The sequence below is a fragment of the Streptomyces canus genome (assembly GCF_030816965.1).
In the GTDB taxonomy this organism is placed as follows: Bacteria; Actinomycetota; Actinomycetes; order Streptomycetales; family Streptomycetaceae; genus Streptomyces; species Streptomyces canus_E.
On sequence record NZ_JAUSYQ010000002.1, the window covers coordinates 6,514,131 to 6,536,461 of the forward strand.

Here is a 22,331-nt window from a genome sequence, read left to right on the forward strand (position 1 = left end):
CTCCCTTCGCGTCTCAGAAGAACGTGCGGATGTATTCCACAACGGTGCCGTCGGCCTGCGCCACGGGGATGAGTTGCCACTTGTCGAAGGACGTGCACGGGTGGGAGAGGCCGAGGCCCAGCCAGTCACCGACCTCCAGGTCGGCTCCGGCAGCCGTGCGCAGCCAGGCGTGCTGGTCGGAGAGGGCGGTCACCTCGATGCCGGTGGCCGGGCGCTCGGTGTCGCCCCGGCGGACCACCTGGGGGAAGGGCAGGTCGAGGTCGTGGGCGGCGTCCCGCTTGCCCGCGTTGGTGAAGGCCTGCTCGGGGGAGGGGCGGGAGACGACCTGCGTCCACAGGCGGAACGCCGGCTCCAGGGCGCCCTCCTCGGGGATCCGGTTGAAGGGGGTCACCTTGCGGTAGTGGCCGTCGTCGTGCGAGACGTAGGCGCCGGAGCGGAGCAACTTCAGGACGGGGCGGGAGAGTTCGGGGATCTCGGCGAAGACGTCGGCGACCGCGTCGAACCAGGCGCTGCCGCCGGCGCTGATCACGATCTCGTCGGGCCCCGCCGCGGTGAACCGTCCCGCTTTGTCGAAGTCGGCGGCCAGGGCGACGAGCCGGCGCAGCCAGGTGTGGACGCGCTCCGGGTCCGCCCCGGGGACCTCGCCCTCGTATCCGGCGACGCCGACGAGCCGTAGCGTCCCGGTGGCCGCGACCGCGTCGGCGACCGCCGCGCACTCCGCCTCCGTACGGACACCGGTGCGGGCGCCCTCGCCGGCGGCGAGCTCGACGACGACGTCCAGGGGACGGGCGGCGCCCCGGAGGGCCGCGTCCATCAGCTCGACTCCGCGCACGGAGTCGACGTAGCAGATGAAGCGGAAGGCGGGATCGGTGTCGAGCTCGGCGGCGATCCACTTCAGCGCCGCCGGGTCCACGAGCTCGTTGGCGAGGAAGATCCGCTCGATGCCGAAGGCGCGGGCGACGCGTACCTGGTGGGGGACGGCGAGGGTGATGCCCCAGGCGCCGTGGTCGATCTGCCGCCGGAAGAGCTGGGGGGCCATGGTCGTCTTGCCGTGCGGGGCGAAGGCGAGGCCGTGGCGGGCGGCGTACGTCTCCATGAGCGCGAGGTTGTGCTCCAGGCGCTCGGCGGAGAGGGCCAGCAGGGGGGTGGTGAAGCCGCCGGTGAAGAGGTTGCGGCGCTGGGCGGTCAGCTCGGCGACGGACAGGCCGTCCGCGTCCGGGGGGAGGCCCTTGAAACGGTGGTCGACGCGGTCCTCTGCGAGGCGGGCGAGGGACAAGGGGCCTCCCTGATCAGGTGGGTTGCGACATCTGCAACGGCCATTGCGTATAACGCTTACTGCTGTCTAACATCCAGGCCAACGCGGGGTCAATGGAGCCGCCGTGACCCTCCGCCATCGACGAGGAGCTACGACCATCGTGAATGCCCCCGACGTCGTGGACGTCGTCGCGCTCGGCGAGTCCATGGTCACGTTCCTGCCCACGCGTGCGGGCCGGCTCGCCGACGTGCCGTCCTTCGACCGGGCGATCGGCGGGGCGGAGTCGAACGTGGCGTGCGGGTTGGCTGCCGCCGGCCATGCCGTTCGGTGGGTCAGCCGGGTCGGGTCGGACGGGTTCGGGGACCACCTGCTCGAGACGGTCGGGGGGTACGGGGTCGATGTCTCCGCCGTGGGGCGGGATTCCTGGCGTCCTACCGGGGTGTACTTCCGTACGGCGGGGGACCGGGCGACGGACGCGCATGAGGTCGCGTACTACCGGGCGGGGTCGGCCGCGTCGGCGATGTCGGTGGAGACCGTGGACCTGGCGGCGGTGCGGGCGGCTCGGGTGCTGCATCTGTCGGGAATCACGGCGGCGTTGTCGGAGGGGTGTCTGGCGCTGCTGCGTGCGCTGATGGCGCCGGGTGAGAGCCGGCCGCTGGTGTCCTTCGACGTCAACCACCGGGCCGGCCTGTGGCGGGACGCCGACGGTCCGCGGGTGTTGCTGGAGTTGGCTCGGGGGGCCGACATCGTGTTCGTGGGGGAGGACGAGGCGGAGGAGGCGTGGGGGATTTCGGGCGGACCGTCGGCGATTCGGGCCGCGTTGCCCGAGCCAGGGGTGTTGGTGGTGAAGCAGGGAGGGGTGGGGGCTACGGCATTCGTGTCGGCCGCGGGTCGGCCGGGTCCGTTCACCCCCCGAGGCGGAGCCGCACTTCGACACAGCCCCGCGCCCCTCAAGTCGGACACCGGCCCGCAGACACAAACTGCTGCCCCCTCTCCCCTGCGCACCGAGCCTGCGGGTGGTCGTGCCGTTGTGGGTGGCTCCGGGGCTGTGGAGGACGGTGCTGCGCCGGCGTGGGTGGGCGACGCCGACCCGGGGCCGGGGGGTGTCGGTCTTTCAGCCCGTTCCGCGCAGTCTGCGGGTGGTCGTGCCGTTGGGGGTGGCTCCGGGGCTGTGGGGGACGGTGCTGCGTCGGCGTGGGTGGGCGACGCCGACCCGGGGCCGGGGGGTGTCGGTCTTTCAGCCCGTTCCGCGCAGTCTGCGGGTGGTCGTGCCGTTGGGGGTGGCTCTGGGTCTGCGGAGGACGGTGCTGCGTCGGCGTGGGTGGGCGACGCCCATCCCCGGCCGGCCCCGGAGCCGGGCATCTTCGTCCCCGCCCTGCACGTGGACGTCGTGGCGACCACGGGCGCCGGTGATGCCTTCGCTGCCGGGTTCCTCTCCGCCACTCTCCGCGGCCTTCCCCTGAAGACCCGCCTCCGCCACGGCCACCTCTACGCCGCCGCCGCCCTCACCACCCCCGGCGACCTCGCGACACCCCCCACCCGCGACACCTCCGACCGACTGGCCGCCGTCGCGGACGACACGTGGGGGACACTTCGACTCGGCCCCGGCTGGACGCAAGCCGGTACGGCCCCGGAGGAGGTACGCACCCCATGAGTCAGACCGTCGACCGAGCACTCAGCATCCTGCCGCTGCTCGCAGAGGGACCCGCCGACCTCGGTCAGGTCGCCGACCGCCTCGGCGTCCACAAGTCCACCGCGCTGCGACTCCTCCGCACGCTCCACGAACACGGCATGGTCTACCGCCAGTCCGACCAGCGTTACCGCCTCGGCGCCCGCCTCATCGCCCTCGCCCAGGAGGCGATGGAGAACCTCGACATCCGCGAGATCGCCCACCCCCATCTCGTACGGCTGAACGAGCTGTGCGGGCACACCGTCCACCTCGCCGTGTACGAGGAGGACGAGGTGCTGTACATCGACAAGGTCGAGAGCCGGTACCCCGTGCGGATGTACTCGCGGATCGGCAAGCCCGTCGCCATCACCGTCGCGGCCGTGGCGAAACTGCTGCTCGCCGATCTCCCCGAAGCCGAGCGACACGCCCTCGCGGACAAGCTCGACTACCCCCTGTACACGGCCCGTTCGACACCCAACGCACCCGCTTTCCTCAAGGAGCTGGAGCGCGTGCGCGAACAGGGCTGGGCCACCGACCTCGGTGGCCACGAGGAGTCCATCAACTGCGTCGCCGCCCCCATCCGCGGCGCCGACGGCAAGGTCGTCGCCGCGATGTCGGTCTCCGCGCCGAACGTCGTCGTCACCGCCGAGGAACTCCTCACCCTGCTTCCGCAGGTCCGCCGTACGGCCGACGCCATCAGCGGCGAGTACTCGGGCAGAACAACAGCAAAGGAATCCGTATGACGGACAAGATCGCGCTCACCCCCAAGACCCACACCACCCCGCCGGCGAAGTTCTCCCACGGGGTCAAGAAGGGCAACATCCTCCAGGTCGCCGGACAGGTCGGCTTCCTCCCGGCCGAGGAGGGCAAGCCGCCCACGCCCGCCGGGCCCACCCTGCGCGAGCAGACCCTCCAGACCCTCGCCAACGTCAAGGCGATCCTGGAGGAGGGCGGCGCCTCCTGGGACGACGCGATGATGATCCGCGTCTATCTGACGGACGTGGACCACTTCGCCGAGATGAACTCGATCTACAACACCTACTTCGAGGAGCAGGGCCTCACCGCCCCGCCCGCCGCGCGGACCACCGTCTACGTCGGCCTTCCCGCCGGGCTCCTCATCGAGATCGACGCGCTCGCCGTTCTCGGCTGAGACTCCGCCGGCTCCACCGACTCCCGCACGCCGTGACCGGTGCGGCCCGTGACCGGGCCGTACCGCGATGCCCCCTGCCCGAAAGCTCCATGTACTTACGCAGAGGACCTCCCCCCATGTCCCTACCGCTCGCCGCGACCACCGAGACACCCCCGCACACCGGCGGTCTGCTCCTCCTCATCGACGGCACGGCCGGTCTCCTCACGGTCGCCGCCATCGGTATCGCCCTGCTCCTCTTCCTGATCATCAAGGCGAGACTCCAGCCCTTCGTCGCTCTGCTCGGCGTCTCCATAGCCGTCGGCCTGCTCGCGGGTCTCTCGGTCACCGAACTCTTCGGCACGGTCCAGCGGTCGGACGCCGTGTCCACCATCGAGTCCGGAATGGGCGGCATCCTCGGCCACGTCGCGATCATCATCGGCCTGGGCACGATGCTCGGGGCGATTCTCGAAGTCAGCGGCGGCGCTGAGGTGTTGGCGTCCCGGCTGCTGAACCTCTTCGGCGAGAAGCGCGCCCCGCTCGCCATGGGCCTCACCGGTCTGATCTTCGGCATCCCGGTCTTCTTCGACGTCGGTATCTTCGTGCTCGCGCCGATCGTGTACGCGGCGGCGAAGCGCAGCGGCAAGTCGATCCTGCTCTACTGTCTGCCGCTGCTGGCCGGCCTCTCGATGACCCACGCGTTCCTGCCCCCGCACCCGGGCCCGGTCGCGGCCGCCGGTCTGCTCAATGTGGAGCTCGGCTGGGTGATCCTCATGGGCATCGTCTGCGGCATCCCCGCGGTGCTCGCCGCGTGGGTCTACTCGGCCTGGGTCGGCCGCCGCATCTTCGTCGCCGTACCGCAGGACATGGTGGAGGCGGCCGCGGAGGCGAAGCAGGCGGTGATCGAGGAGCAGCGGTCGCAGGGTGTCGTGCCGCGCGAGGACCCCATACCGCTCGGCACGGTCCTCGGCATCATCGGTACGCCCCTGATCCTGATCCTCGCCGCCACCTTCTCCTCGATCGCGCTCGACCCCTCCACGGGCCGCTCGGTGATCGAGTTCTTCGGCAGCCCCTTCGTGGCGCTGACGATCGCCCTGGTTCTCGCGTACTACCTGCTCGGCATCCGCCGCGGCTGGTCCCGCAAGTCCCTGGAGACGGTGTCCACCGCGTCCCTCAAGCCGGTCGGCAACATCCTGCTCGTCGTCGGCGCGGGCGGTGTCTTCGGCGCCGTCCTCAAGGCCAGCGGGGTCGCCCAGGCGCTCTCCGACACCTTCAACGACGTCGGCCTGCCCGTGATCGTGCTCTCCTACCTGATCTCGGTGGTCCTGCGCGTGGCGCAGGGCTCGGCGACGGTCGCCATCGTCACCACGGCCGGCATCGTCGCGCCGCTGCTGTCGGAAGGCGACCACTCCCAGGCCTTCGTCGCACTCGTCATCATGGCCATCTCGGCCGGCTCCATCTTCGCCTCGCACGTCAACGACGGGGGCTTCTGGATGGTCGCCAAGTACTTCGGCATCAGCGAGCGGGACACGCTCAGGACGTGGACCGTGCTGGAGACGGTGCTGTCGGTGGCGGGATTTGTGGTGGCGGCGGTCCTGAGTGTGTTCGTGTAGGCGGTGTGGCCCCATGTAGGCGTCCGATAACGATGTAGGGGCCGGCTGTGTCGGGCACAGGATCGTCGACCATACTGCCCGCTGTGGAGCAGCGCATAGGTTCGAGCAGCCAGCCCCTGGAAGGCGCCGGATTCGACCCGGCTTTCATCCCCGGGCTCACCTCACCCGTGTCCGGCGAGGCGGAGGAGGCCAGGGCGGAGGAGGCCGTGGAGGCCGACGAACCCGCGGCGGAGGCGGCGGTCTCCGAGGAGACCGAAGTGGCCGAGGAACCCGCCGACGGGCCCGTGTTCGAGGCCGCCGACCGGCGCGCGAAGATCGTCGCCGATCACCAGGGCGTACGGCTCTCCCTCGACGACCAGGCCTGTGAGTTCCGCTGGGACGAGATCGGTGCCGTCGAGACGGAGTCCCCGCGCTTCGGCAAGCGGTTCACCATCACGGTGCACACCCCCGACCGCCGCTGGTACCCGATCGAGATCGAGGCCACGTCGAGGTCCCTCTTCACCGAGTGGGACGAGCAACTGGACAAGGTCCTGGACACGTATTTCGAGGACGAGACTCCGGCCCCGGAGAAGGAAGAGCCCGAGGAGACCCCCTAGGGGCGCGGGGAACTGCGCGACCAGCCGCAACCGGCCCGCAGCTCCCCACCACCCCGAACACCCACCGCCCTAGCAGTACTGCGCCTGCTTCCCGATGGACCGGTACATGCAGTCCGAGTTCTCCAGCAGCTGCAGCACCGCGTCCCGGTTCCGCGAGGTCTCCCGCTCGATCACCTCGTCGGGCGGATAGAACCCACCACCGGAACTCGACGACGGATACATCTCGAAGGTGTACGAGAAGATCTTGTGTGTGCCCCAGAGATAGTCGTCGATCGACCCGTCGGTGATGTACAGGTCGCTCGCCTGCTCCGCCGTGTACCCGTTGCTCGCGGCCATCTTCTGCCCGACGGCCTTGAACACGGCGTTGTCGTCCGCCGTCATGCCGGTCGCCGTGTCGGAGTACGTGTACCCGTAGGGCCACAGCACCAGTTCGCTGTACGTGTGGAAGTCGATGTTCGACTTGATCTGCTGGACCCCGCCGACGACCCGGCTGCGCACGAAGTCGGCCACGACCTTGACCTCCGGCGCCGACTCGGCGGCCGTACCCCGGTAAGTCTCGGAGGACGTCGATCCGGACGAACCGCCGCAGCAGCCCCAGCGGTAGGCCCAGTTGCGGTTGAGGTCGGTGCCGACGGCCGAGGAACCGGAGTTGGGCTGCCGGTTCTTGCGCCACGAGCGGTAGGAACCGGTGGCGATGTCGTACTCGCCGCCGTCCGGGTTGAGGTCGGGGACGATCCAGATCTCACGGTTGTTCACCATGTTCGTCACCCGTGCGTCGCTCCCGTAGCCGGCGCCGAGTTCGCGCAGCAGATACAGGGCCATCTCCACCGTGAGGTGCTCGCGGGCGTGCTGGTGGTGGGTGAACAGCACCTCGGGCTCGGCCTCGTCGGTCGCCACGTTGTCGCTGATCTTGATGGCGACGATGTCCCGGCCCTGGTACGACGTGCCGATGACCCGCTTGCTCATGATGTTCGGGTAGGCGGCGAGGCGCTGGTCGATCTCGGCGTTCATCTCGGCGTAGTTGTGGTAGCGCGAGTCGGCCGACGGGAAGTCGTACAGCCGGACCTCGTCCTCGGCGATCCGGTCCGGGGCCGCTCCCCTCTCGACGACCTGGTAGCCGAGTCGGCGCAGTCTCTTGATCTGGGCCGCGTTCCCGGAGACCACGACGGTCTCCTCGTCGGCCTCGTCGACGGTCACGCCGCTCTGCTGGATCGCCGTACGGGTCACGGGCGTTGTGTGCTGGTGGATCTCGTACTGCCGGACGTCCTCGGCGCTCGGTGCCGCTTTCGGGGCACTGTCGGCGTTCGCGGAGAGCGGGGCCGCGAGGGTGAGGGCCATAACGGCGGCGAGGGCGGCGTAGCGGGTGCCGCCGCGGGTGCCGGAACCGCGTATGCGAAGTCGCATGAAGTCTCCTGGGTTCTCCGGGGTTTCCGGGATCTCCGGAAGTGGGGGAGTGGAGCGGGGGTGGTTCAGCGACGTGCTGCCGGTGCGGGTGTGCCGCTCATGGTCTGCTTGTGACATGGTCAGGTCAAGAGCGAATAAAGACGCGATGGCGTGAACTGTGCGTCGGCTGTGGGCACTTGGTGCACCCCCGGCCGGCCCGCTCCACCGGGCCACCGACGGACACCCTCGTCGCCCGGGCGACCTTTGTCTTCCTTCACCGCACGCCCTCTTGCCTGGCCGCGATCTTTAGGGTTTCTTGACCTTCATGGCGGACACCACGGACAACACAGTGACCGGTGAGGCGAACTCCGTACCGCGCAAGTCCAGTTGGCGGTACATCGGGCCGGGTATCGTCGTCGCCGCGACCGGCGTCGGCGCCGGAGACCTCGTCGCCACGCTCATCGCGGGCAGCAACTTCGGCTACACCCTGCTGTGGGCCGCGGTGATCGGCTGTCTGGTCAAGATCTCCCTCGCGGAGGCCGCGGGCCGCTGGCATCTGTCCACCGGCAGCACCCTGTTCGACGGCTGGGCGAGCCTGGGCCGCTGGACCACCTGGTTCTTCGCCGCCTACGTGGTGATCTGGGGCTTCGTGTACGGCGCGGCGGCGATGTCGTCCAGCGCGCTGCCGCTCCAGGCCCTGTTCCCCGACGTGATGGACCTCGAATGGTGGGCCATCGCCTGCGGTCTGGTCGGCCTGGTCTTCGTCTGGTTCAACAAGTACGCGGTGTTCGAGAAGGTCATGACGGTCCTGGTGGGCGTCATGTTCGTGGTGACGGTGTACCTGGCGATCAGGGTCACCCCGAACCTGCCGGACGCCTTCGCGGGCCTGCTCCCCGTCCTGCCCGACGAGAAGGACTCGATCCTCAACACCCTCGGTCTGATCGGCGGCGTCGGCGGCACGATCACGCTCGCGGCGTACGGCTACTGGGTCAACGCCAAGGGGTGGACCAACACCGGCTGGATGAAGGTGATGCGCCTCGACAACCGGGTCGCCTACATCACCACCGGCATCTTCGTCGTCGCCATGCTCTTCGTCGGCGCGGAACTGCTGCACAACGCTGACGTGGCGATCGCGAGCGGCGACAAGGGGCTCATCCAGCTGAGCGACATCCTGGAGGACGAGTACGGCTCGGCGACCGCCAAGTTCTTCCTGATCGGCTTCTTCGCCACGTCCTTCACCTCATTGATCGGCGTCTGGCACGGCGTGAGCCTGATGTTCGCGGACTTCGTGGCGCGGTACCGCGGCGGCGAGGGTGCGGCGGCCTCCGGCCAGGAGGTCGCGTCCGGCTCCCGCGAGCGCTCCTGGCCCTTCCGCGCCTACCTGCTCTGGCTGACCTTCCCCCCGATGGTCCTCCTCTTCCAGGGCCAGCCCTTCCGCCTGGTCATCCTCTACGGCGTCCTCGGCGCGGCCTTCCTCCCCTTCCTGGCCGGCACACTGATGTGGCTGTTGAACACCTCCCGCACGCCCAGGGAGTGGCGCAACGGCCCCCTGAGCAACGGGATGCTGGCGATCGCTGGCCTGCTGTTCCTGGTCCTGTGCGTGAAGCAGATCTGGGACCAGCCGTGGTCGGAGTTCTTCTAACTGCCGCTCCACCACCGGGCGTCGAGCGCCATCTTCCGCATCTGGGCGATGGTCAGCGCGGGGGTCGCACGGGTCGCGGGCTCGTACTGGGTGCCGGCGTTGAAGGCGCTGATCACCACGCGCCTGCCGTCGGCGCGCATGGTGTCGACGGTCCACATGACCTGGTCGGCCCTGTCCCCCCGGCCCTGTCTGACGGCGACCCGGGTGCCGTCGGGCAGGGTCTCGGAGTTCGAGCCGAAGAGGTCGCCGGCCGAGTCCAGCATGTTCGGCTGCACATTGACCTGGACCATGCTCCTGCCCTTGCCGTCGTCGACCACGGCGTAGGCGAAGTCGCCGTCGTCGCTGCTCTTGTCGGTCACCTTCAGTCCCTTGGGCAGCAGGGCCAGCAGGTTGGTGCGGGCGTGCAGGTCGGAGCCGGGGAGCTCCGGCTCGGGGAGGGGCTCGGGGAGGGCGTTCGCGACCGTGCGCCACTCCTTCGCCGCCGCCAGCCGCGTCAACTGAGCCGGGTTCAGCGGGGGATCGGTCCGGGTGACGGGCTTGTCCTTCTCGGCGGCCGCGTTCCACTCGCTGACGGTGATGTGCTGCCCGGTCGGGGTGACCAGTTCGGCGGTCCAGAGCTTCGTGTCCACCCGGCGGTCGGCATACTCGTACCTCTGGAGCACGGTGACCACGGAGCCGTCGGCCAGCCGACTCGTCTTGCAGGCGTCGTACGGGATGTACGCCCGGTCGGGGCACTGGGCCGCCTGCCGGGCCTCCGTACCGCCCGGCTGCACCCGGCCCACGCCGACCTCGACGGCCGCGGCGCCGTCGCCGTCGTCGAAGACGAGCCCGGCGTACGGCGCGGGCACCTTCAGGTCGTCGGTCGGCTCGGTGCCCCGCCCGCGCTCCTCGCTGAATTCGCCCTCGGGCAACAGTTTCTTGAGGGTCTCGATCATCTGCTCGCCGGTCGCGGGCGTGGCCGTGACGCTCGGCTTCGGCTTGGCGGAGGCCGTCATGGACGACGGCACGGCCTCGGTCGCCGTACCGCCCGGCCGCAGGACCAGCGCTCCGCCGACGCAGGCGAGCACGACGCTCGCGGTGCCTCCGGCGACGGCGGCCCGCCGCACGAACCGCTTGCGCCGGCCCCGTGCCGCGCCGCGTGCGGCGAGGGCCGTGCGGTCGGTGTCGAACTCGCCGCCGGTCTCGTGCAGGGCGGTGACGAGCCGCTCCTCGAAGGGGTCCTTGTGCTGGTCTGTGAACATGGGGCAGCCACCGTTCCGGGTCGGTCGGACGAAAGGGAAGTCAGGGGGCCGGTCAGGGCCGGGCGTAGGCGCCGATGTCCTCGCCGAGGAGCCCGCGCAGCTGCTTGAGGGCTCGGGTACAGCGCGTGCGGACGGCTGCCGCGCTGGCGTTCAGGACACCGGCGGTCTCCTCGATGGACCGGTCCTCCCAGTAGCGCAGGACGACCACGGCCCGGTCCTTGGCGGGCAGCCGTGCGAGGGCGTCGAGCAGCGTCAGCCGCAGGGGCGTGTCGACACCGGCGGCGGCCACGTCCGGCAGGACGTCGGTCGCGCGCTCTCTGCTGCTGCGGCGGCGCTGATGGGTCAGGAACACCCGGACCAGGACGGTCTGCGCGTACGCCGCGGGGTTGCCGACGAGGGAGATCCTGCTCCAGCGGACGTAGATCCGGCCGAGCGCCTCCTGCACCAGGTCCTCCGCGAGATGAGTGTCACCCGCGGTCAGCAGACACGCCGACCGGTACAGGTGTCCGGCCCGGGCAGCGGCGAACTCCGCGTACTCGTCCGCGCGGGCCTGTCTCATGTGTTCCCCCTGGTGCTGTGTGCCCGGCCGTGGAAGACGTCCTCACTTCACTGACGCTGTGGGGTGGGGAGAATGTTTCAGATGACCTGGACACAGTCCGCGACGCAAGGGGACGGATGCCGATGACCACCCAGCCACCGCCCTACGGCAACCAGCCCCACCCGTACGGCGCCCCACCGGGTTTCGGCCCGCCACCGCCCCCGTCGGCCTTCACCTCTCAGCCGCCCCAAGAGGCGCCCGGGGGCCCGGAGTTCATGGCCGTCGACCGGCACAACTCCATCGTCGTCGACTCCGCGGGCGTCGCCTTCGAGGACCACGGCCACTCCGCCGAGTTCCCCTGGCACGAGATCCGCAGCGTCCACTACAAGGCCGGCCCGAATGGCAAGACCCTGATGATGGCCGTCGTCCACCTCGACAGCCGCTTCTACGAGTGCGTCGTCGACGCGAAGAGCCGGGACACCCTGGGCCGGTGGTTCGCCCAGCTGGCACCGGTCCTCGGGTACTACCGGCCACTGGCGTGACGGTGGACGCGGAGCTCCAGATCCACGAAGTGCGCAGCGCCACGGCGACGGAGGCGACGGTGGTCGTGCGCTGCCTCCGCGGCCCGGTCCGCCTCGGCGCCCGCTTCTCGCTGGTTCGCGACACACGGGCGCCGATCGATCTGACCGTGACGAGCATCGTGCGCTACAACCGCCCGGACCGCGCGGTCGACCCCGGGCACTCCGCCCTGGTCACGCTCCGCGGCACGGGTGCGCAGGAGCTGCGACCGACGATCGGGGAGACGGGCCGGGAGATCATGCCGGTCGCCCAGGGCGACAACCCGGCCGCGCCCTGACCAACGGCTACGGCAACCCGTGCACGTGCGGTCCCACCGTGCCCGACCACGCGTTGCCCGCCGCCGCGTCCCAGTTGGTCGACCAGGTCATGGCGCCGCGCAGGTCCGGGTAGGTCTTCGACGGCTTGAAGGAGCCGCAACCCGTCCCCTTCGTCAGGCAGTCCAGCGCGTTGTTCACCACGGAGGGCGAGACATAACCGCTGCCCGCCCCGCTCGTGGACGCCGGCAGGCCCAGCCCCACCTGCGACGGGGACAGTCCGCCCTCCAGCTGGATGCAGGCCAGGGCGGTCAGGAAGTCCACCGAGCCCTGGGAGTAGACCTTGCCGTCGCAGCCCAGCATCGAACCGCTGTTGTAGTACTGCATGTTGACGACCGTGAGGATGTCCTTCACGTTCAGCGCGGTCTGGAAGTACGCGTTGGACGTCGACTGCATGTCGATGGTCTGGGGCGCCATCGTGAGGATCAGACCCGGCCCCGCCTTTGCCGACAGCGATCGCAACGCCTGTGACATGTACGTCGCGTTGAGCCCGTTCTCCAGATCGATGTCGACTCCGTCGAAACCGTAGGTCTGCATCAGCGCGTACACCGAGTTCGCGAAGTTCGCCGCCGACGTCGGGTCGCTCACCGAGACCGTGCCGTTCTGGCCGCCCACGGAGACGACGACCTTCTTCCCGGCCGCCTGCTTCGCCTTGATGTCCGCCTTGAACTGGTCGACCGTGTACCCGCCGAGCCCGGCCGAGTCCAGGGTGAAGGTCACGGCGCCCGGAGTCGTCGTGGCGTCCGCGAAGGCGACCGCGATGATGTCGTACTGCGACTGCACGGCCGACAGCTTCTGGACCGTCGCCCCGTTGTTGAAGTTCTGCCAGTACCCGGTGACCGCGTGCTTGGGCAGCGCGCTGCCCCCGTCGCCCGGGGAAGCGGTCGTCGTCCCCGTCACCGCGCCCGACTTCACCGACTCACCCGCCGAGTTCACGGCCGTGACCTGGAAGCTGTACGAGGTCGACGCGGCCAGTCCGGTCACGGTCGCCGACGTCCCGGTCACCGCCGTGACCTTCGTACCGTTCCGGTAGACGTTGTAGCCCGTCGCGCCCGACACCGCGTTCCAGGACAGGGAGACGGACGACGAGGACGTGCCGGAGACCGCCAGGCCGGCCGGTGCCGCCGGGACCGTGGGGGCGGGATCGCCCCCGCCGCCCCCGTCCGGGCCGTACACCGACACGTCGTCCGCGAGGTACGCGGCCTGTCCGTACCAGCCGTGCGTGTACACCGTCACCGAGGTCGTCGAGGCGCCCGTCGTGAAGGTGGTCGTCAGCTGCTTCCAGGACGCGGTGTCGGGGGTCCAGGTCGACACGTCCGTCGTGCCGGTGCCGGTCGCGCCCAGGTAGGCGTAGCCGCCCTGTACCCAGGCGCTCAGCGTGTACGTGGCATTCGGCTTCACGGCCACCGACTGGACGCACTTGGCGTTGTCCTGCCCGGCCGGCGTCGCCCTCAGCGCGGCCGAGCCGCCGTGCACGGGGGAGGAGACGGTCGTACCGCTGCTCGCCGAACAGGTCCAGTGGGTCAGGCCGGACTCGAAGCCGGCGTTCTTGGCGTTGTTGACGTCCGCGGCGGACGCGGGGCCCGCGACAGCCAGGGCGAGTGCCGTAACGAGGGCCGCGGTCCAGAACCGCGCCGTTCTTCTGCTGAGTATGAGCATGACAAGAAAGTTGGTCCAGACCAATACGGCTGTCAAGGATGCCGTCAGGGGTGGGTGCGCAACCGGCCTTTCTCTGGCCCGCGCACGTGGCAAGTGCGCCCCATCTGGGCAGTAATCGCCCGCTTTTGATCCCTCGTGCAGGCCAGGAAGTCAAAGAATCGCTGTTCTCCGGCCATAGAGCCGTGGTTACAGTGCTCAGGTAGTCACGCAGTGAAGTCGACCGGGTGCGCCGGAGTGATCCGTCGGACCCACGGGCATGGGATACGGGGAGCTGCGCGTGCCAACTGCCATCGCCGTGACCGGTGCCGACATGGCGCTGCCGGCGCAGGACGAGCGGACTCTGCCCGCCGTCGTGCTCGACGGCCTCGGCCGGCAGCCGCTCGACCACTCGCTCGCCGCCCTCCAGGCACTGATCGACCAGCACGGCCATGTGATCGTCGTGTACTCCCGTGCCGTGCCCCCGGAGGTGGACCAGCGGCTGCGCACCGTGCGTTCCCTCCTGGAGAGCGACCGGATCGCCCTGTTCCGGCCCGATCTGCCGCCCCTCGGGATCGCCGTCCTCGCCCGCCAGTTGAGACAGCTCGCCTCCTGCGACCTCAGCCCGGGCGTCCTCGCCTCGGCCGGCCGGCTGCTCACCCACTACCTCCACGCGGGCGCGCTCCTCGGCTCGGTGGCCAAGCTCGACCGGGTCCCCGTCGGCCTGAAGTCGCACGCCAAGTCCTGGGTGCCGGGCAGTCAGTTCGCCGTGCTCGCCCACCCCCAGCCGCAGCTCGTCAGGATCGCCCCGGACGCCACGCTCGCCGGCCCGGAGTTCGCCACCTCGATGCTGGTCGCGCGCGGTCAGCTCCAGTCCGACTGGGTCTCCGGGGCGCTGGCCAAGTCCTGGCGGATCCAGGGGCTGCGCGAGAGCCCGCTGCCCGCCGAGTCCGCCGAGTGGTGGGGCACCGGCAAGCTGATCGAGTTCTGCAGCTTCCTGCCCGACCTGTCCGTCCTTTACCAACTGGTCACCTCGGTACGGCAGAACGTCTGTCACTGGTGCGGTATCGACGTCATCGGTGACCGCTGCGTGTTCTGTTCGGCCACCGCACCCGTGACGCCCGTTCCTCAGAACCAAATGCAGCAACAGCACCAACTGCCCGCCGGGTGAGCCGTACCGGATCGCCCCCGTCCCCGATTCCGCTCGACCGAGCCCCCCAACGAGGTTGTACGGTTCATGAACTCCCGTCAGCGCCGCGGCGTGATACTCCTGCTCCTGTCGGTCCTGGGCGCCCTCGCGGCCTTCGCCGGCGTGCTCTCCGTCATCGACGACGTGAAGTCCAAGGTCGGCCCCGAGGTCACGGCGTACGAGGTCAAGAAGGACATCGAGCCCTACACCCGGCTCAGCGCGGCGCAGTTCGAGAAGACCGAGATGCCCGAGCGCTGGCTGTCCGCCAACGCGATCACCGACCTCGACGCCATCCGCGACAAGATCGCGGTGACGACCCTCAAGAAGGGCTCCCTGCTCCAGAGCGACATGATCGTCGACCAGCCCGCGCTCCAGCCCGGGCAGCAGGAGATCGCCATCATGATCGACGCGGCCACCGGCGTCGCCGGCAAGATCACGGCGGGCTCCGCGGTCAACGTGTACGCCACCTTCGAGGGACAGAAGGAGGGTGACCCCGACCAGTCCAAGATCATCGTGACGAACGCCCGGGTCCTGGACGTCGGCGACCTCACCCCGCTCCAGCCGGACGCCGACGACCACACCCGCGCGGCGACCGAGGCCCGCCCCATCACCTTCGCCCTCTCCGCCCTCGACGCCCAGCGCATCACGTACGCCGAGTCGTTCGCCAAGCGGGTCCGGCTCGCCCTGGTCGCGCCGGGCGAGACCGGGACCGTGCCCGAGCAGGAGCGCACGTACGAACTCGCGAAGGACAAGTGAGAGGCCGCCATGCCCACGAGGATCCTCCCGGCAGTCGGCGACGCGGACGCGGTCCGCTCCCTCACCACGCTGCTCAGCCAGCTCCCGGACGCCGAGCCGGTCGGCCCGGTGACCGACTCCACCCAGCTCATCGACACCCTCGCGCGCCTGGCGTCCGAGTCCATCGACGAGCTGCCCGAGGTCGTCGTGGTGCACGAGCGGATCGGGCCCGTCCCGGCCCTGGAGCTGATCCGTGAGGTCGCCCTGCGCTTCCCGGCCGTCGGCGTCATCCTCGTCACCTCCGACGTCAGTCCCGGCCTCTTCCAGGCCGCCATGGACTACGGCGCCCGCGGTCTGATCTCCCTCCCGCTCGGCTACGAGGAGCTCGCCACCCGGGTGCACGCGGTCGCCCAGTGGTCGGTGGGCGTACGACGGCACCTGGGCGCCGCCACCGACGTGTTCACCGGCGCCGGCGGCACCGTCGTCACGGTCAGCGGCGCGAAGGGCGGCGTCGGCGCCACCATGACCGCCATCCAGCTCGCCCTCGCCGCCCAGGCCTCCGGCCGCACCACCGCCCTGCTCGACATGGACCTCCAGACCGGCGACGTCGCCTCCTACCTGGACGTCCAGTTCCGCCGCTCGGTCGCCGACCTCGCCACCATCACCGACATCTCCCCGCGCGTCCTCGCCGACGCCGTCTTCCCCCACGACACGGGCCTGGCGCTGCTGCTCGCCCCCGGCGAGGGCGAACGCGGCGAGGAGGTCACCGAGCGCGCCGCCCGTCAGATCGTGAGCGCCCTGCGCTCCCGCTACGAGATCGTGGTGGTCGACTGCGGGGCACAACTCAGCGGGGCCGGCGCGGCGGTCGTGGAGATGGCCGACACGGCCCTGCTGGTCACCACGCCCGACGTGGTCGCCGTACGCGGCGCCAAGCGCGCCGTGCGCATGTGGGACCGGCTCCAGGTCCGCAAGGCGGAGGAGACCACCGTCGTCGTCAACCGGCACAGCCGGGGTACGGAGATCCAGCCCGCGCTCATCCAGAAGATCACCGGCACGGGCGTCGCGGCGACCGTGATCCCGGCGAACTTCAAGGAGCTCCAGGGCGCGGTGGACGCGGGCCGGGTCCACGAACTCGACGCCAAGGGCACGGTGAAGCAGGCCCTGTGGACGCTCGCCGGTGAACTGGGCCTGGTCAAGGGCTCGGAGGCGAACTCCCATCGCAACGGCGGCCGGGAGCGCGGCGCGCTGACCTTCCGGCGGCGCAGGGAGCTCGGGAGGTGAGCGCCGCGGCAGTGGGGGCCAGTCCGGCGGATCCGGCCGGTCGCGGGAAGGGGCACTTCCCGGCCGAGCCGGGCGGGAGCCGGGGCGGACAGCCCCGACGCGAGGTCTCGACGACCGACCTTGCCGCGGCCGGGGGCACGGGCGTCAGGGGCACGGGCTGCCCGCCCCGCGACGCCGAGCCGGCCGGCCGGGCAGATCCGGAGCGGTCCCGCGGGGACGACGGCCAGGTCACCGTCGAGTTCCTCGGGATGACTCCGCTGATCCTGATCACGCTGGTGTTGCTGTGGCAGTTCGTGCTGCTGGGGTACACCTTCACGCTCGCGGGGAATGCTGCGGACGAGGCGGTACGGGCCGCGACGGCCGCGCCGCCCGGGGAGCGGGAGGCCGCGTGCGAACAGGCGGGACTGGACAAGCTGCCCGGCGCCTGGAGCGGCCAGGTGAGCTGCAGCACCGGCGGCGGCTATGTCACGGCCGATGTCCACCTCGACGTCCCTGTTCTGTTCCCGGGCGCGATCGCCTTCCCCTTCCAGGTCGACGGACACGCGGGCGCCGTGGAGGAGGACAAGGACTGAGATGTCGTACTCCCGGAAGAGCCGAAAGAGCTGGAAGAGCCGAAAAGACCGCGACCGCGGCCAAGTGGCCCTCGAATACCTGGGCTTCATCCCGATCCTCATCCTCGTCGCCATGGCGGGCGTCCAGATCGGGCTCATCGCCTACACCGCCCAGCAGGCCGGTACGGCGGCCAGGGCCGGGGCGCGGGCCGCCTCGCTGGACCGGAGCGCGCAGGAAGGCTGTGTGAACGCGATCAGCGACTGGCTGTCCGTCGACTGCGCCGAGGGTGGCGGCGGCGACTCGGTCACCGTCACCGCCACCGTCCAGATCCCCTCGATCGTCCCCGGCTGGGACTTCGATCCCGCCGTCAAGACCGCCACCATGCCGCTCGACCACTGAACGAGGTACCTCATGAGTCTGCGGTCCCGCATCAACACCCCCGAGGAGAACGGCAGCCGGGGCGAGGACGGCCACCTGGTCTCCTCCTACCGGGCCAAGCTCCTGGAGGAGATCGACCTCGCCGAGATGAGCTCGCTGGCGGCGGCCGAGCGCCGGGCCCGTCTCGAGCGGGTGCTCGGGCACATCATCAGCCGTGAGGGGCCGGTCCTGTCGACGGTCGAACGCTCGCAGCTCATCCGGCGGGTGGTCGACGAGGCGCTCGGTCTCGGCATCCTGGAGCCACTGCTCGAAGACGCCTCCATCACCGAGATCATGGTCAACGGCCCGGACTCGATCTTCGTCGAACGCGGGGGCCGCGTCGAGCAGTTGCCGCTGCGCTTCCCGTCCCACGACCAGCTGATGCAGACCATCGAGCGCATCGTCTCCACGGTCAACCGGCGCGTGGACGAGACGAACCCGATGGTCGACGCGCGCCTCCCGTCCGGCGAGCGGGTGAACGTCATCATCCCGCCGCTCTCCCTGACCGGCGCGATCCTCACGATCCGCCGCTTCCCCCGCTCCTACACGCTCCAGGAACTGGTCGGATTCGGCTCGCTCGACGAGAACATGCTGTACCTGCTGGCGGCCCTCGTGCAGGCGCGCTTCAACATCATCGTGTCGGGCGCGACGGGCACCGGAAAGACGACACTGCTCAACGCGCTGTCCGGGCTCATCCCGGAGGGCGACCGGATCATCACCATCGAGGACTCGGCCGAACTCCAGCTCCAGCAACGGCACGTGGTCCGGCTGGAGTCGCGCCCGCCGAACGTGGAGGGCCAGGGCCGGGTCACCATCCGTGACCTGGTCCGCAACTCGCTGCGCATGCGCCCCGACCGGATCGTGGTCGGCGAGGTCCGCGGCGGCGAGTCCCTCGACATGCTCCAGGCGATGTCGACGGGCCACGACGGCTCCCTCGCCACCGTCCACGCCAACAGCGCGGAGGACGCCCTGATGCGGCTGAAGACCCTGGCCTCGATGTCGGAGGTGGAGATCCCCTTCGAGGCGCTGCACGACCAGATCAACAGCGCGGTCGACGTGATCATCCAGCTCACCCGGTTCGCAGACGGCGCCCGCCGGATCACCGAGATCGCCCTGCTCGACAGCCACGGCGCCGAGCCGTACCGGCTGGCCACGGTGGCCCGCTTCGACGCGCAGCCCATGGCGGCGGACGGCCGGATCCACGGCCGGTTCGCGTACTTCCCGCTTCCGCGCCGTGCCGTCGACCGCCTCTACATGGCGAGCCAGCCCACGCCCCAGGCCTTCGGCGTGGCCCAGTCCGCGAACCAGTTGGCCCTCCGAGAAGCCAGGTAGGACCCACCCCCATGGACCTCCAGACCCTAGTCACGCTCACCATCGGCGCCACCCTGCTGACCTGCGCGCTCGCCGTCGTGGGCGTCCACTTCTACGCCAGGGGACGGGCCCAGCGGGCGGCGCTCGTCGACCGGCTGTCGGCCGTGAGCCAGGTGCCGTACACCGGCCGCCGCCGGCACTTCCGCGACCTGGACCGCCGGCTGCGCCGCACCCGGTTCGGCAGGCAGCTGGAACTCCGGCTGGCGGCGACCGGGTTGGACGTGACACCGGGCGAGTTCTTCGCCGCGATGGTCGGGCTCGTCGGAGGCCTGTGGCTGGTCGGCCAGGCGACCCTGGCGCCTTTCTTCGGCCCGCTGGCCGGCCTTGCGGGCGTCTGGGCGGCGGTGCAGTTCCTCAACTGGCAGCGACAGAGGCGCATCGAGAAGTTCATCAACCAACTCCCCGAACTGGCCCGCATCCTGGCCAACGCCACCCACGCGGGCCTCGCCCTGCGCACCGCGATCGGCATGGCGGCGGAGGAGCTGGAGGCTCCGGCCGGGGAGGAACTGGCGAACGTGGCCAACCAGTTGGCGGTGGGCGTGTCGATGGAGGACGCGCTGGACGAGATGGCGAAGCGACTGCCGTCCCGGGAGCTGGTGGTCCTGGTGACGACCCTGGTGCTGTCGAGCCGGGCGGGCGGCCAAGTGGTCAGCGCCTTGCGGAACCTGACCGAAACGCTGGAGGAGCGCAAGGAGACCCGGCGCGAGGTCCGCACCCAGCTCTCCCAGGTGAACATGACGTCGTACGCGGTCCCGGTCCTGGGCATCGGCTCGCTGTTCCTGATGAACGGCGTCAAGGACGGCGCGCTGGAGCGGATGACGGGCTCACCGCTGGGTCAGGGGGCGGTGATCATCGCATTCTCCCTCTACGCGGTGGGATTCATCCTGATCCGCCGCCTGTCACGGATCGACGTCTGAGGAAGGGGCGGCTGTGATCGGTATCGGACTGGCCCTGTTGATGGCCGTCAGCGTGTGGGGCGTCTTCGCCGGTATCCGCATGTACCGGGCGGAGGCGAAACTGCCGAGCGACCTGGTGCTGGCACTGGAGGTCGGATCGACCCGCACCGGCGCGGTCGACTCCCTGATCGACCGCATGGGCATGCGCTACGCGCCCGCGGTCCTGCGGCTGATGGGCCCCGGACAGGTGGCGAAATACCGCCGCAAGATCGACCTGGCGGGCAACCCGGGCGGCCTGACCATCAACCGCTACGCGGCCCGCAGGGCGGTCTACGGCTTCCTCGGCGCCCTGGGTTTCCTGGTCTTCCTGCTGCGGGGGCAGGTTCTGGTGGCGTTGTTGCTCCTGGCCTTCGGGGCGTTCTGGACGGAGGTCGGCATCTGGTCGGCGATCCGGGTCAGGAAGGACGTCATCGAGCGCACGCTCCCCGACTTCCTGGACGTGCTGGCGGTGGTGGTGAGCGCGGGCCTGGGCTTCCGGCAGGCACTGGACCGGGTGGCCTCCAAGTACGAGGGCCCCTGGGCCGACGAACTGCGCATCACGCTCCGCCAGATGGACCTGGGCATGAGCCGCCGCCAGGCCTTCGCGGAGCTGCGCCGCCGCAACGACTCCGAACAGGTCGCGATGTTCGTGACGGCGCTCCAGCAGGGCGAGGAACTGGGCGCTCCCATCGTGGACACCCTGGTCTCCCTGGCCAAGGACATGCGCCGCACGGACGCCCAGAACGCCCGCCGCAAGGCCGCCCGCGCGGTTCCCAAGGCCACGATGATGATCACTACCTTCATGGTCCCGGCCACGATGCTGTTGCTGGCCGCGGGTCTGCTCCTGGGCTCGGGGACCGACTTCGGCACGATCACGGGGAAGTAGAGGACCGGGCGATGTCGATGACGGGTGCACGGAGGGTGGGGCGACGGCCGGGAGCGGAGTCGTGGAAGTCGATGGAGCTGCACGGACGCGCGGCCGCCGGCGGTGACAAGCCCCCGCAGGGGCCACCCGCACTGGACATCCAGGTCAACGCCCTCCAGGCCATGTGCCGTCAGGTCTTCGGCTTCCGCCTGGCGATGATCGCCCTGGCCGCCCCAGCCGCCCTCCTCAACGCCAACCCCGGCCTCGGCGCCCGCCTCGTCGGCGCGGCGGTCGTCGTCACCTTCATGGTGTCGTACGCCCTCTTCAGGGACTGGGAACGCTTCGGCCCCCTCCTCCTGCGCCACCCCACCCTCCTCGCCGCGGACACCCTCTTCGCCAGCCTCCTCCTGATCTCCGCGGGCCCCGACACCACGCTCGCCTACGTCAGCGTCTGCACCCCGCTCCTCGCCGGTATCGCCTACAGCTGGCGAGGCGCCGCGGTCTTCGCGTCCCTGCAGTCCCTGATCCTGCTCCTGGCCCAGACCGCCCTCCCGCACCCGAACGCCACCCCCGCCGACATCCTTCTTCTCCCCGGCTTCTGCGTGATCACGGGCGCGGTCGGCTCCACCCTGCGCAACCTCCTGCTCCGCTTCGGCACGGCGACCCAGGCCCTCACCGCGATGAAGGCCCGCCTGGCGGTGGCGGAGGCGATCAGCGAGGAACGGGCCCGCCTGGCGCGGGAGATGCACGACTCGGTGGCGAAGACCCTCCACGGCGTGGCCCTGGCGGCGGAAGGCCTGGCGACGTCGGCGGCGGCCCCCACCCCGGACCCGGCCCTGCTGGAACGACAGGCCGGGCTGGTGGCCCGAGCAGCCCGCAGAGCGGCAACGGAGTCCCGCGAACTCCTGACAGACCTGCGCCGAGAACAGGCCCCCGCCACGGACGTACTTGAAGAACTGGCCACCCGCACGAGGAACTTCAGCGCCCGTACGACCCTTCAGGCGACCTACCGGGCCCCCGCCCACCCCCACCCCGCGCTCGCCGTCCCGCACCCTGTGGCCCGCCAACTCCTCACCATCACCGAGGAGGCGATGGAGAACGCCCACCGGCACGCCGAGGCCACGCGCATCGACGTCACCGCGGACGTGGACCCCGACCATGAACTGCTCAGCATCAGCGTCCAGGACGACGGCCGCGGGCTCCCGCCGAACACCACCCTCGACGAACTCCGCCGCTCCGGCCACTTCGGCCTGGTCGGCATGGTGGAACGCGCCGAGTCGGTGGGCGCCCGTATCCACATCGGCGAGGGCGCGGACGCGAAGGGCACGGAAGTACTCCTGGAACTCCCCTTGTCACTCCCGCGGGCGGACCGATGACCCCCCGCCCCACCACGAG

The 22,331-nt window shown here is 70.4% G+C and carries 22 protein-coding genes; 17 read left to right on the top strand and 5 right to left on the bottom strand.

From position 1 onward, the window contains the following. Nucleotides 1–13 precede the first annotated feature (13 nt). A complete protein-coding gene (locus tag QF027_RS31050; protein ID WP_306976952.1) occupies nt 14–1,276 on the bottom strand; it encodes an amino acid deaminase in 1,263 nt (420 codons plus the stop codon). Between the two features lie 139 nt (nt 1,277–1,415). Between QF027_RS31050 and QF027_RS31055 the strand changes: the two genes are divergently transcribed. From QF027_RS31055 to QF027_RS31075, 5 genes are all read left to right on the top strand, one after another. Further along, entirely contained in the window at nt 1,416–2,909 is a 1,494-nt protein-coding gene (locus QF027_RS31055) for a sugar kinase (RefSeq protein ID WP_307078416.1), read from the top strand. Beyond that, nucleotides 2,906–3,667 carry an IclR family transcriptional regulator gene (locus QF027_RS31060; RefSeq protein ID WP_306976948.1) on the top strand — a complete coding sequence of 254 codons (762 nt, stop codon included), beginning with the start codon at nt 2,906–2,908 and terminating at the stop codon, nt 3,665–3,667. The genes QF027_RS31055 and QF027_RS31060 overlap by 4 nt, the downstream gene beginning before the upstream one ends. Then, complete coding sequence (locus QF027_RS31065) at nt 3,664–4,074, top strand: RidA family protein (RefSeq protein ID WP_306976946.1); 411 nt, start codon at nt 3,664–3,666, stop codon at nt 4,072–4,074. The genes QF027_RS31060 and QF027_RS31065 overlap by 4 nt, the downstream gene beginning before the upstream one ends. Nucleotides 4,075–4,190: 116 nt before the next feature. Then, nucleotides 4,191–5,663 carry a GntP family permease gene (locus QF027_RS31070; protein WP_306976944.1) on the top strand — a complete coding sequence of 491 codons (1,473 nt, stop codon included), beginning with the start codon at nt 4,191–4,193 and terminating at the stop codon, nt 5,661–5,663. An 83-nt stretch (nt 5,664–5,746) separates the two neighbouring features. Continuing rightward, nucleotides 5,747–6,259, top strand: coding sequence for a hypothetical protein (locus QF027_RS31075; RefSeq protein ID WP_306976942.1), 513 nt, complete (start codon nt 5,747–5,749; stop codon nt 6,257–6,259). A gap of 69 nt (nt 6,260–6,328) precedes the next feature. Here the strand turns inward: QF027_RS31075 and QF027_RS31080 are convergent, their stop codons facing one another. Beyond that, nucleotides 6,329–7,663, bottom strand: a complete 1,335-nt coding sequence (locus QF027_RS31080; protein ID WP_307078418.1) for a M14 family metallopeptidase — start codon at nt 7,661–7,663, stop codon at nt 6,329–6,331. Between the two features lie 304 nt (nt 7,664–7,967). On the opposite strand from QF027_RS31080, the gene QF027_RS31085 reads away from it, so the two are divergent. Further along, complete coding sequence (locus QF027_RS31085; RefSeq protein ID WP_307078420.1) at nt 7,968–9,284, top strand: Nramp family divalent metal transporter; 1,317 nt, start codon at nt 7,968–7,970, stop codon at nt 9,282–9,284. Here the strand turns inward: QF027_RS31085 and QF027_RS31090 are convergent. Together QF027_RS31090 and QF027_RS31095 are read right to left on the bottom strand one after the other, a co-directional pair. Continuing rightward, nucleotides 9,281–10,525 (bottom strand): hypothetical protein, encoded by a 1,245-nt coding sequence (locus QF027_RS31090; RefSeq protein ID WP_307078423.1) that lies wholly within the window; start codon nt 10,523–10,525, stop codon nt 9,281–9,283. The two genes, QF027_RS31085 and QF027_RS31090, sit on opposite strands and share 4 nt — an antisense overlap. Before the next feature lie 52 nt (nt 10,526–10,577). Continuing rightward, entirely contained in the window at nt 10,578–11,084 is a 507-nt protein-coding gene (locus QF027_RS31095) for a SigE family RNA polymerase sigma factor (protein WP_306976933.1), read from the bottom strand. A 122-nt stretch (nt 11,085–11,206) separates the two neighbouring features. Between QF027_RS31095 and QF027_RS31100 the strand changes: the two genes are divergently transcribed. After that, on the top strand, nt 11,207–11,605 hold the full coding sequence (locus QF027_RS31100; protein WP_306976931.1) for a hypothetical protein: 399 nt from the start codon (nt 11,207–11,209) through the stop codon (nt 11,603–11,605). Beyond that, a complete protein-coding gene (locus QF027_RS31105) occupies nt 11,602–11,919 on the top strand; it encodes a hypothetical protein (protein WP_307078426.1) in 318 nt (105 codons plus the stop codon). Before QF027_RS31100 ends, QF027_RS31105 begins: the two co-directional genes overlap by 4 nt. 7 nt (nt 11,920–11,926) lie before the next feature. On the opposite strand, the gene QF027_RS31110 is transcribed toward QF027_RS31105, so the two are convergent. Then, nucleotides 11,927–13,615, bottom strand: coding sequence for a chitinase (locus QF027_RS31110; RefSeq protein WP_307078429.1), 1,689 nt, complete (start codon nt 13,613–13,615; stop codon nt 11,927–11,929). Nucleotides 13,616–13,871: 256 nt separating this feature from the next. Between QF027_RS31110 and QF027_RS31115 the strand changes: the two genes are divergently transcribed. From QF027_RS31115 to QF027_RS31155, 9 genes are all read left to right on the top strand, one after another. Further along, nucleotides 13,872–14,762 carry a hypothetical protein gene (locus tag QF027_RS31115; protein ID WP_306976924.1) on the top strand — a complete coding sequence of 297 codons (891 nt, stop codon included), beginning with the start codon at nt 13,872–13,874 and terminating at the stop codon, nt 14,760–14,762. Between the two features lie 66 nt (nt 14,763–14,828). Further along, complete coding sequence (gene cpaB / locus QF027_RS31120; RefSeq protein WP_307078431.1) at nt 14,829–15,536, top strand: Flp pilus assembly protein CpaB; 708 nt, start codon at nt 14,829–14,831, stop codon at nt 15,534–15,536. Nucleotides 15,537–15,545: 9 nt separating this feature from the next. Further along, nucleotides 15,546–16,796, top strand: a complete 1,251-nt coding sequence (locus QF027_RS31125) for an AAA family ATPase (protein WP_307078433.1) — start codon at nt 15,546–15,548, stop codon at nt 16,794–16,796. A gap of 248 nt (nt 16,797–17,044) precedes the next feature. Beyond that, nucleotides 17,045–17,368, top strand: a complete 324-nt coding sequence (locus tag QF027_RS31130) for a pilus assembly protein (RefSeq protein ID WP_306986551.1) — start codon at nt 17,045–17,047, stop codon at nt 17,366–17,368. A gap of 1 nt (nt 17,369) precedes the next feature. Beyond that, entirely contained in the window at nt 17,370–17,747 is a 378-nt protein-coding gene (locus tag QF027_RS31135) for a TadE/TadG family type IV pilus assembly protein (RefSeq protein WP_307078434.1), read from the top strand. Nucleotides 17,748–17,759: 12 nt separating this feature from the next. After that, complete coding sequence (locus QF027_RS31140) at nt 17,760–19,097, top strand: CpaF family protein (RefSeq protein ID WP_306976916.1); 1,338 nt, start codon at nt 17,760–17,762, stop codon at nt 19,095–19,097. 11 nt (nt 19,098–19,108) lie between these two features. Beyond that, nucleotides 19,109–20,053 carry a type II secretion system F family protein gene (locus QF027_RS31145; RefSeq protein WP_306976914.1) on the top strand — a complete coding sequence of 315 codons (945 nt, stop codon included), beginning with the start codon at nt 19,109–19,111 and terminating at the stop codon, nt 20,051–20,053. A gap of 16 nt (nt 20,054–20,069) precedes the next feature. Further along, nucleotides 20,070–20,957, top strand: coding sequence for a DUF5936 domain-containing protein (locus QF027_RS31150; protein ID WP_306986550.1), 888 nt, complete (start codon nt 20,070–20,072; stop codon nt 20,955–20,957). A gap of 71 nt (nt 20,958–21,028) precedes the next feature. Continuing rightward, nucleotides 21,029–22,312, top strand: coding sequence for a sensor histidine kinase (locus tag QF027_RS31155; protein ID WP_307082556.1), 1,284 nt, complete (start codon nt 21,029–21,031; stop codon nt 22,310–22,312). Nucleotides 22,313–22,331 lie beyond the last annotated feature (19 nt).

Coding starts and splice junctions, on each gene's coding strand:
- QF027_RS31100 (WP_306976931.1), top strand. CDS start 11,207: ATGACCACCCAGCCACCGCCCTACGGCAACCAGCCCCACCCGTACGGC.
- QF027_RS31135 (WP_307078434.1), top strand. CDS start 17,370: ATGTCGTACTCCCGGAAGAGCCGAAAGAGCTGGAAGAGCCGAAAAGAC.
- QF027_RS31095 (WP_306976933.1), bottom strand. CDS start 11,084: ATGAGACAGGCCCGCGCGGACGAGTACGCGGAGTTCGCCGCTGCCCGG.
- QF027_RS31065 (WP_306976946.1), top strand. CDS start 3,664: ATGACGGACAAGATCGCGCTCACCCCCAAGACCCACACCACCCCGCCG.
- QF027_RS31085 (WP_307078420.1), top strand. CDS start 7,968: ATGGCGGACACCACGGACAACACAGTGACCGGTGAGGCGAACTCCGTA.
- QF027_RS31145 (WP_306976914.1), top strand. CDS start 19,109: ATGGACCTCCAGACCCTAGTCACGCTCACCATCGGCGCCACCCTGCTG.
- cpaB (WP_307078431.1), top strand. CDS start 14,829: ATGAACTCCCGTCAGCGCCGCGGCGTGATACTCCTGCTCCTGTCGGTC.
- QF027_RS31070 (WP_306976944.1), top strand. CDS start 4,191: ATGTCCCTACCGCTCGCCGCGACCACCGAGACACCCCCGCACACCGGC.
- QF027_RS31115 (WP_306976924.1), top strand. CDS start 13,872: ATGGGATACGGGGAGCTGCGCGTGCCAACTGCCATCGCCGTGACCGGT.
- QF027_RS31060 (WP_306976948.1), top strand. CDS start 2,906: ATGAGTCAGACCGTCGACCGAGCACTCAGCATCCTGCCGCTGCTCGCA.
- QF027_RS31090 (WP_307078423.1), bottom strand. CDS start 10,525: ATGTTCACAGACCAGCACAAGGACCCCTTCGAGGAGCGGCTCGTCACC.
- QF027_RS31110 (WP_307078429.1), bottom strand. CDS start 13,615: ATGCTCATACTCAGCAGAAGAACGGCGCGGTTCTGGACCGCGGCCCTC.
- QF027_RS31130 (WP_306986551.1), top strand. CDS start 17,045: ATGACTCCGCTGATCCTGATCACGCTGGTGTTGCTGTGGCAGTTCGTG.
- QF027_RS31155 (WP_307082556.1), top strand. CDS start 21,029: ATGGAGCTGCACGGACGCGCGGCCGCCGGCGGTGACAAGCCCCCGCAG.
- QF027_RS31140 (WP_306976916.1), top strand. CDS start 17,760: ATGAGTCTGCGGTCCCGCATCAACACCCCCGAGGAGAACGGCAGCCGG.
- QF027_RS31080 (WP_307078418.1), bottom strand. CDS start 7,663: ATGCGACTTCGCATACGCGGTTCCGGCACCCGCGGCGGCACCCGCTAC.
- QF027_RS31125 (WP_307078433.1), top strand. CDS start 15,546: ATGCCCACGAGGATCCTCCCGGCAGTCGGCGACGCGGACGCGGTCCGC.